This window comes from Streptomyces sp. NPDC057743 (assembly GCF_042798755.1).
GTDB lineage: Bacteria > Actinomycetota > Actinomycetes > Streptomycetales > Streptomycetaceae > Streptomyces.
The window spans coordinates 74,260-87,429 of sequence record NZ_JBHVJX010000014.1 but is presented as its reverse complement, the minus strand read 5'-3'; the positions used below and the strand labels follow the sequence as shown (position 1 = coordinate 87,429).

Here is a 13,170-nt window from a genome sequence, read left to right as displayed (position 1 = left end):
TGCCCGGCGCGAAAACACCGCTGCCCCGACTCGGGTGAGTCGGGGCAGCGGCGAGGACTGAGGAGAGGGCTGGCGGGGGGTTAGCCCATCTCCTCCAACGCCTTGCCCTTGGTCTCCTTCACGAACTTGAGCACGAAGGGGATCGAGAGCAGGGCGAAGACCGCGTAGATCACGTAGGTGCCGGACAGGTTCCAGTCGGAGAGGCTGGGGAAGCTGGCCGTGATCGCCCAGTTGGCGATCCACTGCGCGGAGGCGGCGACGCCCAGCGCGGCAGCGCGGATCTTGTTCGGGAACATCTCGCCGAGGAAGACCCAGACCACGACGCCCCAGGAGAGCGCGAAGAAGAGGACGAAGCCGTGCGCGGCGATCAGCGCCACGGTGCCCTCGGCCGCCGGCAGGGTGCCGGCCGCGGTCTTGGCGGAGAAGGCCCAGGCTTCCAGGGCCAGCGCGATGGCCATACCGGCGGAGCCGATCAGCGCCAGCGGACGGCGACCGATCCGGTCCACGAAGATCATCGCGATCACGGTGCCGATGATGTTGATGATCGAGGTGGTGAAGCTGTAGAAGAACGAGCTCTCCGGGTTGATGCCGACCGACTGCCACAGCGTCGAGGAGTAGTAGAAGGCGACGTTGATGCCGACGAGCTGCTGGAAGACGGAGAGCCCGATGCCGACCCAGACGATCGGCAGGAAGCCGCCCTTGCCACCGAGCAGGTCCTTGAAGGTCGACTTGTGCTCGCGGCGCATCGCGTCCTGGATCTCGACGATCCGGGCGTCGAGGTCCACGGCGTGCCCCTCGACCTCGGCGAGCACCTCCTTGGCGCGGTCGGCCTTGCCGATGGAGATCAGGAAGCGCGGCGACTCGGGGATCGCGAAGGAGAGCAGGCCGTAGAGGACGGCGGGGACGACCATCACGCCGAGCATCCACTGCCAGGCTTCCAGGCCGGCGATGGTGCCGCGCTGCTGGCCGTGGGCGAGGTTGAGGATGCCCCAGTTGACGAGCTGGGAGACGGCGATGCCGACGACGATCGCGGCCTGCTGGAAGGAGCCGAGCCGGCCGCGGTAGGCGGGCGGCGAGACCTCGGCGATATAGGCCGGGCCGATGACCGAGGCCATGCCGATCGCGATGCCGCCCAGGACGCGCCACATCGCCAGGTCCCACAGGGCGAACGGCAGCGCGGAGCCGATGGCACTGATGGTGAACAGCACCGAGGCGATCTGCATGACCCGGATCCGGCCGATCCGGTCGGCGATCCGGCCGGCGGTGGCGGCGCCGATCGCGCAGCCGATCAGGGCGATGGCGATCACCTGCGCGAGGACGGCGGACCCGACGTCGTAGCGGCTGCGGATCGCCTCGACGGCGCCGTTGATGACGGAGCTGTCATAGCCGAAGAGAAAGCCGCCCATCGCGGCAGCCGCGGTGATGAAGATGACATGGCCGAGGTGGTCCGGCTGGGCCTTGCGGCCTTCCGGGACCGTCGGCTGCGCGGTGCTGGTCAACGTGAACTCCAGTGGCCCGGCTGCGCTGCCGGGCGTAGGGGGCTGGCCCTACAAGTGGTGCACACGTTGGGGGTACCCACCACTTGAAGGTAAAAGCAACGTTGCAGAGACTATGCCTTTAAGTTTCGAAGTCAATACCCGAAACCTGACGTCTTCCTCACCCGTCCAGCGCAGCCTCCATTCAAGTTCTGAATTGATCTTGAGAAGGCGAAGACAGGCAGGCGGAGAAGGCCCGTTGGGGATCTGTCGCCGGCCCTGGCCCGGCGGGCTCAGTGCAGCCGCTGGCTGATCACCTTCGAGACGCCGTCACCCTGCATCGAGACGCCGTAGAGCGCGTCGGCGACCTCCATCGTCCGCTTCTGGTGCGTGATCACGATGAGCTGGGAACTCTCCTGGAGCTCCGCCATGATCCGGATCAGCCGCTGGAGATTGGTGTCGTCCAGCGCCGCCTCCACCTCGTCCATCACGTAGAACGGGCTGGGCCGCGCCTTGAAGATCGACACCAGCAGCGCCACCGCGGTCAGTGAGCGCTCCCCGCCCGACAGCAGCGAGAGCCGCTTGACCTTCTTCCCCGGCGGGCGCGCCTCCACGTCCACCCCGGTCGCCAGCATGTCGTCCGGGTTCGTCAGCACCAACCGCCCCTCGCCGCCCGGGAAGAGGCGCGCGAAGACGCCCTCGAACTCCCGGGCGGTGTCGCGGTACGCCTCGGTGAAGACCTGCTCGACCCGCTCGTCGACCTCCTTGACCACCCGCAGCAGATCGGCCCGGGTCTTCTTCAGGTCTTCAAGCTGCTCGCTGAGGAACCGGTGCCGCTCCTCCAGCGCCGCGAACTCCTCCAGCGCCAGCGGGTTCACCTTCCCGAGCTGCTGGTACGCCCGCTCGGCGGCCCGCAGTCGCTTCTCCTGCTCGGCCCGCACGTACGGCACCGGCAGGTTCCGCGGGTGCATGGGGTCCTCGGGCAGCGTCTCGCCCTCGGCCGGCGGGGACGGCGGGACCGGCTGGTCGGGCCCGTACTCCGCCGTCAGCGCGGCCGGTTCCACCCCCAGCTCCTCCAGCGCCCGCCCCTCCAACTGCTCGATCCGCAGCCGCTTCTCCGCGCCCAACACCTCGCCGCGGTGCACCGAGTCGGTCAGCTTGTCCAACTCGGTCGCCAGCCCGCGGCCCTGCTCACGCGCGCCCGCCAGCGCCCGCTCCCGCTCGTCCTTGGCCCGTTCCGCGGCAGCCCGCTCCTCCTCGGCCCGGACCACCGACACCTCGATGTGCGCCAGCAGTTGACCCGCGCCCGAGGCCACCGCCCCGGCCACCGCCGCCTCATGACGCAGCCGCGCGCGCCGCCGCTCGGCCCGCGCCCGCGCCTCGCGCTCCGCCCGCGCCGCCCGGTCCAGCCCGTCCGCCCGCCCGGCGAGCGCCTTGACCCGCTCCTCGTGCGTACGCGCCTGGAGCCGGGCCTCCATCTCGGTCTGCCGGGCATTGGCCCCATCGGCGGCCAACCGGTCGCGCACCGAAGCGTCCGGCTCCTCGTCGGCCGCGCCCGGGGCCTCCTCGGCCGCGGCGAGCCGGGCGGCCAGTTCCTCCGCCTCCTCGGTGGCCCGCGCCAGCGCCTCCTCGGCCCGGGCGGCGGCCGCGGCGGACCGTTCCGCCTCCCCCGCGGCGGCCCGCGCCTGCCCGGCCAGCCGCCCCAAGTCCCCGGCGACCTTCGACTTCTCCCGGTCGGCCGCGCGCCGCCGGGCGTCCAACTCCTCGACCCGCGCGGCGCATTCGGCCCGCCGCCGCTCCGCATCCCGCCGCGCCTCGGTCAGTTCGTCACAGCGCGCCGCCAGCTCGGTGAGTTCCGCGGCCGCCTCGTCGACCGACGCCTGGACCTCCAGCAGGCTCGGCGCCCCCGCCGAACCGCCCTGCGCGAAGTGCGCCCCCAGCAGATCGCCCTCCGCGGTGACGGCGGTCAGCTCCGGCCGCGCCGCCACCACCTCCTCGGCCTCCGCCAACGTCCCGACCACCACCACGTCCCGCAGCAGCCGGGCCACCGAACCGGTCAACTCCCGTGGCCCGCTGACCAGTTCCGTAGCGGGCACCGGCCCGCCACCCGCCCCCGGCGCCGGAGCGACGCCGCCCCCACCGGCCCCACCGGACGCCTCGCCCCCACCGGCCCGCTCGACGGCCTCCACCGCCGCCACGGCCTCCACTTCCTCCCGCGCCCGGGCCGGCGCCGGCACCCGCGCCGGCCGGCTGCCTGCCAACACCAGCGCCGCCCGCCCCGCGTCCTCCGCGCGCAGCAGCCGCAGCGCCGCCGCGGCCGCGGCCGGGTCGGTGACCGCGACCGCATCCGCCGCGGCGCCCAGCGCGGCCGCCACCGGGACCTCGAACCCGGGCGTGACGGTGAGCAGTTCGGCCGCCGGCCCGAGCAGCCCGCTGATCCGATCCCCGGCGGCCAGCAGCGCACCGGTGCCGTCCTTGCGGCGCAGCCCGAGGGCGAGCGCATCGTGCCGGGCGGCGGTCGCGGCGCGCTCCCGCTCGGCCGCGGTCAGCGCCTCCCGCGCCGCGCTCAGCGCGGCCTCCGCCTCGGCCGACTCCCGCCGGGCCGCCTCGTACCGACCGGCGATCTCCTCGTCGTCCGCGTCCAGCCCGTCCACCTCGGCCCTGCGCTGCTCGTACTCCTCCTGCGCCGCGACCGCCCGGGACTGCGCGGCGTCCCGGGCCTCGGCCAGCCGCTCGATCTCGGCCCGCGCCGAGGCGGCCCGACCGCGGGCGGCGGTGACCTGGCCGCTGAGCCGGGCCAGCCCCTCGCGCCGGTCGGCCAACGCCCGGGCGGCATCCCGCAACCGCCGCTCCTCCTCGGCCAACTGCCGCTCCAGCGCGGTCCGGTGCTCCACAGTGTCCTCAAGCGCCCGGCTCGCCGCCTCCAGCCCGGCCGTCAACTCCGCCTCCTGCTCGCGGATCCGGGCGGCCTCCCGCTCCAACTCCTCGGGGTCCCGGCCACGCCGCTCCTCCGGCGGAGCCGCCGCCGCACTCCGCACCCGGGCCTCGGCCAGCGACACCGTGCCGCGCACCCGCTCGGCGAGCTGCGACAGCTCGTACCAAGTCTGCTGCGCCCGCTGCACCCGCGGCGCCAACGCCCGGACCTCCGCCTCCAACGCCGCCTCGCGCTGCTGCGCCGTCCGAAGCCGCGCCTCCACGGCCTCCTTACGCTCCTTCAGCGCCGCCTCGTCCGCGATCTCGGCGGCCAGCGCCCGACGCAGCGTGACGAGGTCATCGGCGAGCAACCGCAGCCGGGCGTCGCGCAGATCGGCCTGGATCACGGCGGCCCGCCGGGCGACCGCGGCCTGCCGCCCGAGCGGCTTGAGCTGCCGCCGCAGCTCGTCGGTGAGGTCCTGCACGCGGGCGAGATTGGCCTTCATCGCGTCCAGCTTCCGCAGCGCCTTCTCCTTGCGCTTACGGTGCTTGAGCACGCCGGCGGCCTCCTCGATGAACGCCCTGCGGCCCATCGGATCGGCGTGCAGCACGGAGTCGAGCTGCCCCTGGCCGACGATCACATGCATCTCGCGGCCGATACCGGAATCCGAGAGGAGTTCCTGGATATCCAGCAACCGGCAGGTGTCGCCATTGATCTGGTACTCGCTGCCGCCGTTGCGGAACATGGTCCGGGTCAGGGTGACTTCGGCGTATTCGATGGGCAGGGCGCCGTCGGAATTGTCGATCGTCAGCGACACCTCGGCGCGACCGAGCGGCGGCCGCCCGGTCGTCCCGGCGAAGATGACGTCCTCCATCTTCCCGCCGCGCAGCGATTTGGCCCCCTGCTCCCCCATCACCCATGACAACGCGTCCACGACATTGGACTTGCCGGAACCGTTGGGCCCCACGACGCAGGTGATGCCCGGTTCGAACCGCAGCGTCGTGGCGGAGGCGAAGGACTTGAAGCCTCGCAGGGTCAGACTCTTCAGATGCACGTCTTTGAACGATACCGGCCGCCCCGCGCGCCCCCTCCGCAACATTCCGACGACCGTACGGCCCCCGGGTATCCGCCGCCGTTCACCCCCGGTTTCCCCGGACCGGAGAACGCATCGGTTTCACCGGGTAAAGGGAGGGGCACATCATGCGGTAAGGACGACACCGAGGGGCTGGGGAAACACCGCGCGACGGAAGTGACCGAAGGGGCACGAGATGCCCTGACGGCCGGAGAGAAAAGCCCGACCAAGACGGAATTGCCCAAGGGGCGAAACGACGGGGGAAATGACGAAGGGACGCCGAAGCGTCCCTTGCAGATCTTGAGAAGAGCGGTGCCTCAAGCGGCTGGCGTGCAGCCCGTCCGGCCCTGGTCTGGGGTCAGGTGAGCGCGGGCTCCGCCTGGGGTACGTCGATGTCGAGCACCGAGTCGTCGCGACGCGCGGCAGCGGAGAGCATGTCATTCTCGGCCTGCATCCGAATGAGTTCGGATTCGAGGTCCTGGACGCGCTGCTGAAGCCGTCGCATCTCGGCGAGGACTCGGGGGTCGGAGCCGCCGACGTAACCGAGAAGCGCCTTTGCCATGATGGATGGTCCTCCACAATGAGTGACCGACCGAAGCGGTGTGGGTCGTGAGGGATTCGCACCCGCGGTGCTTGTCATTCTCCAGGTGTACTCAATGCCAAACAGCTAAGGTGCGCGGGGATTCCAGAGTCTCACCAAACGGATGGAGGGTCAACACGATCACGCCCCGTATCCTCGGGCACCCGTGAGTGCGCGGCCACCGTGACAGGGCGCGCCACTCGCCAGAAAGGTCCCGCGGGGCGTGGAGATCATCCGTACAGCGGCAGCCTTCCACGGGTCGGCCGAGTTGGCAACCACCAGCGCTTATCTCCTGTAAGCAGCTCACGGAAGCGCACCGGCGGGAGCGCCGGAAGAGGCCGCGGGGACGGGCCCGGGTGGCCCCGTCAGCGGATCTCGAAGCCGTCGTAACCGCCCCGCGGCGTGGCCCAAATCTCAGTGACGCCGGCGACCGCCCCGGGCGTGTCCCCGGTGCGGAGCCACTCCAGCAGCTGCTCGCAACGGTCCTTCGTGCCCTCCGCGACGACCTGGACGCGGCCGTCGCCGAGATTGACCGCGAAGCCGATGAGTCCGCCGATGCGCAGCGCGTTCGCCCGGGTGAACCAACGGAACCCGACCTCTTGGACCCGTCCGCGTACCCACGCGGTCATGCGCACCTGCTCGTTCATGTGTGCACGTTAACCGGCCAATTGCTCAGCAAGCACATCCGCCCCTTGCGTCATGGCGTACAGTCCCCCGACAGCGAGGACTCACTCCTTCGAGTGAGTTGTTTTGACGCGGGACGGAAGGAACCTCTGCGGATGGGTCGCCATCGACGCTCTGCTCCCCACGCTTTAGAAGCCGTTCGTACGGGGCCTGTTGACGGGTCGACGGACGCGCCGGCGGGGCGGCGCGGGCACCGGGCGGCGCCCCGCCGGAGCACGCCGGTGCGCACCGGGCTGCTCGGCGCCTCCGCGGCGGTGGCGATGGGCGCGGTGGCGGTGACGTCCGGATTCGTGCCCGGCGGCGGGCGGTTCGAGGTGAGCGGCGGCGGCCGCCCCGACCGGATCCGCGCCGATGCGCCGTCGGACGCCGTGCCGCAGGAGAGCGCCGCCGCACCGACGGCCGGCCTCCCGGCCCCGACGGGCCGGAACAGCGGCGGGGCGACCGCGTCCCGGGGCGCCGGGCGGACCGTCCCGGCCTCCTCCCCCGCGTCCCCCAGCGCCGCCCCGTCCGCATCCTCCTCCGCGTCCCGGGGTGCCGCCTCCCCCGCCCCGGAGGGCACCGACCGGCCGACCGCGCGGCCCACCGACGGGCCGACCACCGCGGCGCCCCGACCGTCCGCGTCGCCCAGCGTCCGCCCGACCGCAGCCGGGAGCACCGAGTCCGCGGCCGAGGCCGAGGTGGTCCGGCTGGTCAATCAGGAGCGGGCCCGGGCGGGCTGCTCGCCGGTGACCGCCAGCGACCAACTGGCCGGTCTGGCCCAGCGGTTCAGCGACGACATGGCGCGGCGCGGCTTCTTCGGGCACACCGACCCGGACGGCCACACGCCCTGGGACCGGGCCCGCGCGCAGGGCATAGCGGACGTGGGCGGGGAGAACATCGCCCGGGGCCAGGCCGATGCGCGGTCGGTGATGGACACCTGGATGAGCAGCCCCGGACACCGGGCCAACATCCTCAACTGCGAGTACACGACCCTCGGCGTCGGCGCCCACTTCGGCCCGGGCGGGCCGTGGTGGGCCCAGGAGTTCGGCTTCTGATCGCCAAGGAGCCGCCCGGGCCCGCTCTTCGCTAGCTCGGCCGGGGCGGGCGTTGGCAGCGCGGGCAGAAGTAGCTGGACCGGTTCATCCAGGGTCGGCGGCGGATCGGGGTGCCGCAGCGGCGGCAGGGCTCGTCCTCGCGTCCGTAGGCGTCCAGGGAGCGCTCGAAGTAGCCGGACTCGCCGTTGACGTTGACGTAGAGGCTGTCGAAGCTGGTGCCGCCGACGGCCAGCGCGGCGGTCATCACGTCCCGTACGTGCCCGAGCAGTTCGGCGGTGCGGGGGCGGGTGAGGGTGGCGGTCGGCCGGTCGTAGTGGAGCTTGGCGCGCCACAGCGCCTCGTCGGCGTAGATGTTGCCGACGCCGCTGATCAGGGTCTGGTCGAGGAGCGCGCGCTTGATCGTGGTGCGGCGGCGGCGCAGCGCGTCGTGGAAGGCGGCGTCGTCGAAGGCCGGGTCGAGCGGGTCGCGGGCGATGTGCGCGATGACGTCGGGGAGCAGGTCGGGGTCGCCGGGCACGGTGTCGTGCAGCGAGAGGCCGCCGAAGGTGCGTTGGTCGATGAAGCGCAGCTCGGTGCCGGCGGCCTCGGCGGGGACCTCGGTGTCGGTGTCGGCGAAGCGGATCCGGATCCGCAGGTGCTTCTCGTCGGGGGCGTCCTGCGGCTGGACCAGCAGTTGGCCACTCATGCCGAGGTGGGCGAGGATCGCCAGGCCGTGGGTGACGTCGGGGGTGACGATCGGGGCGATGCCCTCGGCGGCGCTCTGTACGGTCGGGCCGCCGCCGGTCACCGGGAGCCAGAGGTACTTGCCGCGCCGACGGGCCGGGCCGATGCGCAGCCCGGTCAGCCGGGCGGCGAAGTCGTCCGCGCCGGCGGGGTGCCGGCGGACCGCGCGCGGGTGGCGGACCTCGACGGTGTCGATGGTGCGGCCGCTGACCCAGCGCGCAAGGCCGCGCCGGACGACCTCGACCTCGGGCAACTCGGGCACGGGCACTCCTCACGCTCGTCGGGACGGAGTCAGGGACCCACGGCGGAGTCACCGGACTTCCGGAAAGGCTCGTGGAAAAGCTTCTGACCCCGCCCGGGGCGGCCGACCGGGCCGTCCGGGAGGGGTCAGAAGCGGATGTTTCAGTGTGCCGGCGACGGGGTGTCGCCCGAAGCCTGAGCCGGGTCGACGCCGTCCGGCGCCTTCCCCGCCGCCTCGTCCGCCGCGGCGCGGATCGCGCGCCACGCGGACTCGGCCGCCTGCTGCTCGGCTTCCTTCTTGCTGCGGCCGGTGCCGGTGCCGTACGAGACACCACCGACGCGGGCGGCAGCAGTAAAGGTCTTCTCGTGGTCCGGGCCGGTCTCGGTGACCAGGTATTCCGGGACACCGAGGCCCTCGGTCGCGGTGAGCTCCTGGAGACTGGTCTTCCAGTCGAGGCCGGCGCCCAGACTGGAGGACTTCTCGATGAGCGGGTCGAAGAGCCGGTGTACCAGCTCGCCGGCCGCGTCGAGGCCCTGGTCGAGATAGACCGCGCCGATCACCGCTTCGAGGGTGTCGGCGAGGATGCTGGCCTTGTCCCGGCCGCCCGTGCCCTCTTCGCCCCGTCCGAGGCGGATGAAGGCGCCGAGGTCGAGGCCGCGGCCCACCTCGGCGAGCGCCCGCGAGTTGACCACCGCGGCCCGCAGCTTGGCCAGTTGGCCTTCCGGCAGGTCCGGGTGGATGCGGTACAGCGTGTCCGTGACCACCAGGCCGAGCACCGAATCCCCGAGGAATTCGAGTCGCTCGTTGGTGGGCAGACCGCCGTTCTCGTAGGCGTACGAGCGGTGCGTCAGTGCACGCACCAGAAGGGCGGACTCAAGTGTGTACCCGAGCCGCCCTTCCAGAAGCGAGAGGGACGAGGCCGTGTCCGTCGGTGCCGTGTCGTCGCCGCGCTTGCGGGGTGACGCATGGCCGTCTTCTGCCTTCTTCGGGCTAGACACAGTGCCTGTCACCAGCCGCTCAGACCGCGATGACCTGGCGCTTGTTGTAGGTGCCGCAGCTCGGGCACGCGATGTGCTGCTGCTTCGGCTCCTGGCAGCGCTCGCACGCAACCAGGGTGGGGACCGCAGCCTTCCACTGCGACCGGCGGTGGCGCGTGTTGCTGCGCGACATCTTCCGCTTCGGAACAGCCACGGCTACTTCTCCTGAGGTTCATCCCCGCCGTCGCGGGGTTCATTGTCCTTCTCGCGGCCCTGGTTGGACTCGACGAGTTCCTGCAGTGCCGCCCAGCGCATGTCGACGGCGTCGTGGTGGTGGTCCGGGTCGTCCGCCAGCCGCGCCCCACACTCGGAGCACAGGCCAGGGCAGTCCTCCCGGCACACCGGCTGCAGCGGCAGTGCGAGCACCACCGCGTCCCGCAGCACGGGTTCGAGGTCGAACAGATCGTCCTCGATGTAGAACGTGTCCTCCTCGTCCTCGGCGTCGTCGTCGGACGCGGTGGTCCGGGCGTCGGCGTCGGGGTAGGCGAACAGCTCCTGGAAATCCGCTTCGAGCACTCGCTCCAGCGGCTCCAGACACCTTACGCACTCCCCCTTCACGGTCGCACGGGCGGTACCCGTAACGAGCACCCCGTCCATGACCGCTTCCAGGCGGAGGTCGAGCTCGACCGGCGCGCCCTGGGGCGCTCCGATGACCTCGTTGCCGAGGTCCGCGGGGGCCTCGACGGAGCGGGAGAGCCGCTTGAGCGTGCCGGGACGACGCCCCAGCTCGCGCGTGTCGAACACGAGCGGGGAACGATGGTCGAGGCGGGGGCCCAAGGACTTTCCTGCTTTCTCGTACTGCGCTAATCCGTTGTCCGCGGCCGGGGTCCGGCGTGCGGGCAGCGTTGATCGCGGGCATACACGCGACCGAACAGTCAGGATACTGGACGGCCCCCGTTAGGCCCAATCCGCACCTGCGCTTCCCGGCCGCGCAGCCGTGCGCACCAGGACGGGGCCGGGTCATGGCCCGTCGGGCAGGACCTAGTGGCGACGCTCCTCGTACTGTCGCAGCTGGTCGAGGTTGATCAGGCTGGTGTCGAAGAGGCTGGTCTCGTCTAGGGCATCGGACTGGGGCCCGGGAGCCTGCTGGGCCTGCTGGGCCTGCTGGGCCTGCTGGGCCTGCTGGGCCTGCTGGGGCACCTGTGGCTGCTGGTAGCCGGCGGCGTCGTAGCCCTGCTGCGGGATCTGGGCGGCCGGCTGCTGGACCTGCTGCCAGTCATAGCCGTACGGGTCCGGTTGCTGAGCGTAGGAGAGCTGCTCGGGCTGCTGGTAGGCGTAGTCGGTCGGCTGTTGGTAGGCGGCGACCTGGTCGTAGTAGGCGGGCTGCGGCTCCTGGGGCAGCGGCTGCGGGTCGCTCTGGGCGGGGGCGACGCCGGCCAGGCCCGCGAGGTAGTCCGCGTCGGCCTGCGGCGGGGCGGCGGACTGCGGGTCGCCCTGCGCGGCGAGGTGGGCGCCGAGCTCGTCGATCGCGCGGGCGCCCTGGAGCTTGTCCCGACCGCGGCCGACCGCCTCCAGGGTCTTGGTCAACACGGCCTGGAACGCGCCGAATTTGGCGTCCACGTACGCGTCGGCGCGCTGGGTGAGGGTCGCGGGATCGGCGCTGCGCTCGGGGGCCTCGGTGTCCTCGTAGCCCTGCTCGTCCAGGCCCGGGCCGTGGCCGAGCAGCTTCTCCCGGCCGCGGTCGACGGCGCCGATGGTCTTGGTGAGCACGACCTCGAAGTTGGCCAGCTTGCTGTCGACGTAGTCGTCGGCCTGGGCGCGGATCTCCTCGGCCTCGGCGCGCGCCTCGGCCAGGAGCCGGTCCGCCTCTTCCTGAGCCTGCCGGACCACCTCGGTGTCGGAGATCAGCGAACCGCGGTGGCTGTGCGCGGACTCGATGATCCGCTCGGCCTCGGCTCGCGCCTCCTCCACCATCTGCTCGCGCCCGCCGAGCAGTTCCTGCGCCTGCGCCAGGGAACCGGGCAACGCGGTGCGCACTTCCTCCAGCAGGGCGAGCAGTTCGGCGCGGTTGACCACGCACGAGGCCGACATGGGCACGGACCGGGCGTTGCCGACGGCCTGGACGATGTCGTCGAGCTTCTTCTGGACGTCCACCTTGGACTCGCCACTCTCTGCAGGATCGGAAGGACGGAACGGGACGACTGTACGGCCAGAATCCCCCGCCCCGACACCTCCTGACGATCCGTCAGGAATGTGCCGGTCCTACCGCACCGGACGGTGGGTCATGCCTTGTTACGGAGCCGTTCGGTCAGCGCCGTAAGGACGAACGGCGGGACCAGGTGGGAGACGTCACCGCCCCAGGCCGCGACCTCCTTGACCAGACTGGAGGAGAGGAAGCTGTAGGTGGGGTTGGTGGGCACGAAGAGCGTCTCCACCCCGGAGAGGCCGTTGTTCATCTGGGCCATCTGGAGCTCGTAGTCGAAGTCGCTGACCGCGCGCAGGCCCTTGACGATGGCGGGGATGTCGCGCTGCTTGCAGAAGTCGACGAGCAGGCCGTGGAACGCCTCGACCTCGACGTTGCCGAACTCGGCGGTGGCCCGCCTGATGAGGTCGATCCGCTCCTCGACCGTGAACAGGCCCTGCTTGGACTTGTTGATCATGACGGCGACATGGACGACGTCGTACAGCTTGGAGGCCCGGGCGATGATGTCCAAGTGCCCGTTGGTGATGGGGTCGAAGGACCCCGGACAGACGGCGCGGCGCAACTTCGTCTCCTCGCTCTCCGGTCCGTTCATGACACGGTTGCTGACGTCGATTCGGCTGACACCGAAGCGGCGCGACCGTACCAAAGCGTCCCCTCGCCGTAGCGACGGGCCTTGATCGCTTCGAATCCGTCCGGCCAGGCGAACGCACCGCCCCGGGTACTCCGTTCCACGGTGACGAGTGCCTCCTCCGCAAGCCACCCCTGACCACGGAGTGTGAGCAGGATCTCGCGGAGGTCGTCGTCGCTGATCGCGTACGGCGGATCCAGGAAGACGACGTCGTAGGGGGCGTGGGGGGCCGGGGTCGCGGCGATCTGCTCGGCCTTGCCGGGGCGCACCTCGACGCCGGGGAGGCCGACCGCCTTGACGTTCTCCCGGATGGTGCGGACCGCGCGGGCGTCGGCCTCGACCAGCAGGACGTGCGCGGCGCCTCGGGAGAGCGCCTCCAGGCCGACCGCGCCGGAACCGCCGTAGAGGTCGAGCACCCGGGCGCCGGCCAACGGGCCGTCGAGCGACTCCCAGGTGGAGAACATCCCCTCCCGCGCGCGGTCGGAGGTCGGGCGGGTGCCGTTGCCCGGTGGTACGGCGAGGCGGCGGCCGCCGGCGGCGCCGGCGATCACGCGGGTCATGGGCCCGTCCTTACGTTGAACGTGGTCGGAAGAGGGGCGGGCGCCCGGCCGGGCTCCGCTCTCCCACGATATGTCCGTC

At 71.8% G+C, this 13,170-nt stretch carries 12 protein-coding genes; 1 reads left to right on the top strand and 11 read right to left on the bottom strand.

Going from position 1 to position 13,170, the window contains the following annotated elements; all coding sequences use genetic code 11:
* Positions 1–80 precede the first annotated feature (80 nt).
* The 4 genes from ACFVFQ_RS18035 to ACFVFQ_RS18020 all read right to left on the bottom strand — a co-directional run bounded on the left by ACFVFQ_RS18035 (position 81) and on the right by ACFVFQ_RS18020 (position 6,688).
* Entirely contained in the window at positions 81–1,499 is a 1,419-nt protein-coding gene (locus tag ACFVFQ_RS18035; RefSeq protein ID WP_383416486.1) for a sugar porter family MFS transporter, read from the bottom strand.
* Between the two features lie 269 nt (positions 1,500–1,768).
* Positions 1,769–5,443: a chromosome segregation SMC family protein gene (locus tag ACFVFQ_RS18030; RefSeq protein WP_383416482.1), complete on the bottom strand. Its 3,675-nt coding sequence runs from the start codon at positions 5,441–5,443 to the stop codon at positions 1,769–1,771.
* A gap of 376 nt (positions 5,444–5,819) precedes the next feature.
* A complete protein-coding gene (locus ACFVFQ_RS18025) occupies positions 5,820–6,023 on the bottom strand; it encodes a hypothetical protein (protein WP_039632428.1) in 204 nt (67 codons plus the stop codon).
* Between the two features lie 383 nt (positions 6,024–6,406).
* On the bottom strand, positions 6,407–6,688 hold the full coding sequence (locus ACFVFQ_RS18020) for an acylphosphatase (RefSeq protein ID WP_376564081.1): 282 nt from the start codon (positions 6,686–6,688) through the stop codon (positions 6,407–6,409).
* 132 nt (positions 6,689–6,820) lie between these two features.
* On the opposite strand from ACFVFQ_RS18020, the gene ACFVFQ_RS18015 reads away from it, so the two are divergent.
* Positions 6,821–7,759 carry a CAP domain-containing protein gene (locus tag ACFVFQ_RS18015; protein ID WP_383416477.1) on the top strand — a complete coding sequence of 313 codons (939 nt, stop codon included), beginning with the start codon at positions 6,821–6,823 and terminating at the stop codon, positions 7,757–7,759.
* Between the two features lie 31 nt (positions 7,760–7,790).
* On the opposite strand, the gene mutM is transcribed toward ACFVFQ_RS18015, so the two are convergent.
* The 7 genes from mutM to rsmD form a co-directional block, all read right to left on the bottom strand.
* On the bottom strand, positions 7,791–8,744 hold the full coding sequence (gene mutM / locus ACFVFQ_RS18010; protein ID WP_383416474.1) for a bifunctional DNA-formamidopyrimidine glycosylase/DNA-(apurinic or apyrimidinic site) lyase: 954 nt from the start codon (positions 8,742–8,744) through the stop codon (positions 7,791–7,793).
* Positions 8,745–8,884: 140 nt separating this feature from the next.
* On the bottom strand, positions 8,885–9,733 hold the full coding sequence (gene rnc, locus ACFVFQ_RS18005; RefSeq protein WP_383416470.1) for a ribonuclease III: 849 nt from the start codon (positions 9,731–9,733) through the stop codon (positions 8,885–8,887).
* A gap of 7 nt (positions 9,734–9,740) precedes the next feature.
* A complete protein-coding gene (gene rpmF / locus ACFVFQ_RS18000; protein WP_016578620.1) occupies positions 9,741–9,914 on the bottom strand; it encodes a 50S ribosomal protein L32 in 174 nt (57 codons plus the stop codon).
* Between the two features lie 2 nt (positions 9,915–9,916).
* Entirely contained in the window at positions 9,917–10,504 is a 588-nt protein-coding gene (locus ACFVFQ_RS17995) for a YceD family protein (protein ID WP_383416465.1), read from the bottom strand.
* Positions 10,505–10,741: 237 nt separating this feature from the next.
* Positions 10,742–11,854, bottom strand: coding sequence for a cell division initiation protein (locus ACFVFQ_RS17990; RefSeq protein ID WP_383416462.1), 1,113 nt, complete (start codon positions 11,852–11,854; stop codon positions 10,742–10,744).
* Positions 11,855–11,982: 128 nt separating this feature from the next.
* The gene (coaD, locus tag ACFVFQ_RS17985) at positions 11,983–12,495 is read right to left on the bottom strand and encodes a pantetheine-phosphate adenylyltransferase (protein WP_383416459.1); all 513 of its coding nucleotides are present in this window, start codon (positions 12,493–12,495) and stop codon (positions 11,983–11,985) included.
* Complete coding sequence (gene rsmD / locus ACFVFQ_RS17980; protein ID WP_383416456.1) at positions 12,492–13,091, bottom strand: 16S rRNA (guanine(966)-N(2))-methyltransferase RsmD; 600 nt, start codon at positions 13,089–13,091, stop codon at positions 12,492–12,494. Before rsmD ends, coaD begins: the two co-directional genes overlap by 4 nt.
* Between the last annotated feature and the right edge of the window lie 79 nt (positions 13,092–13,170).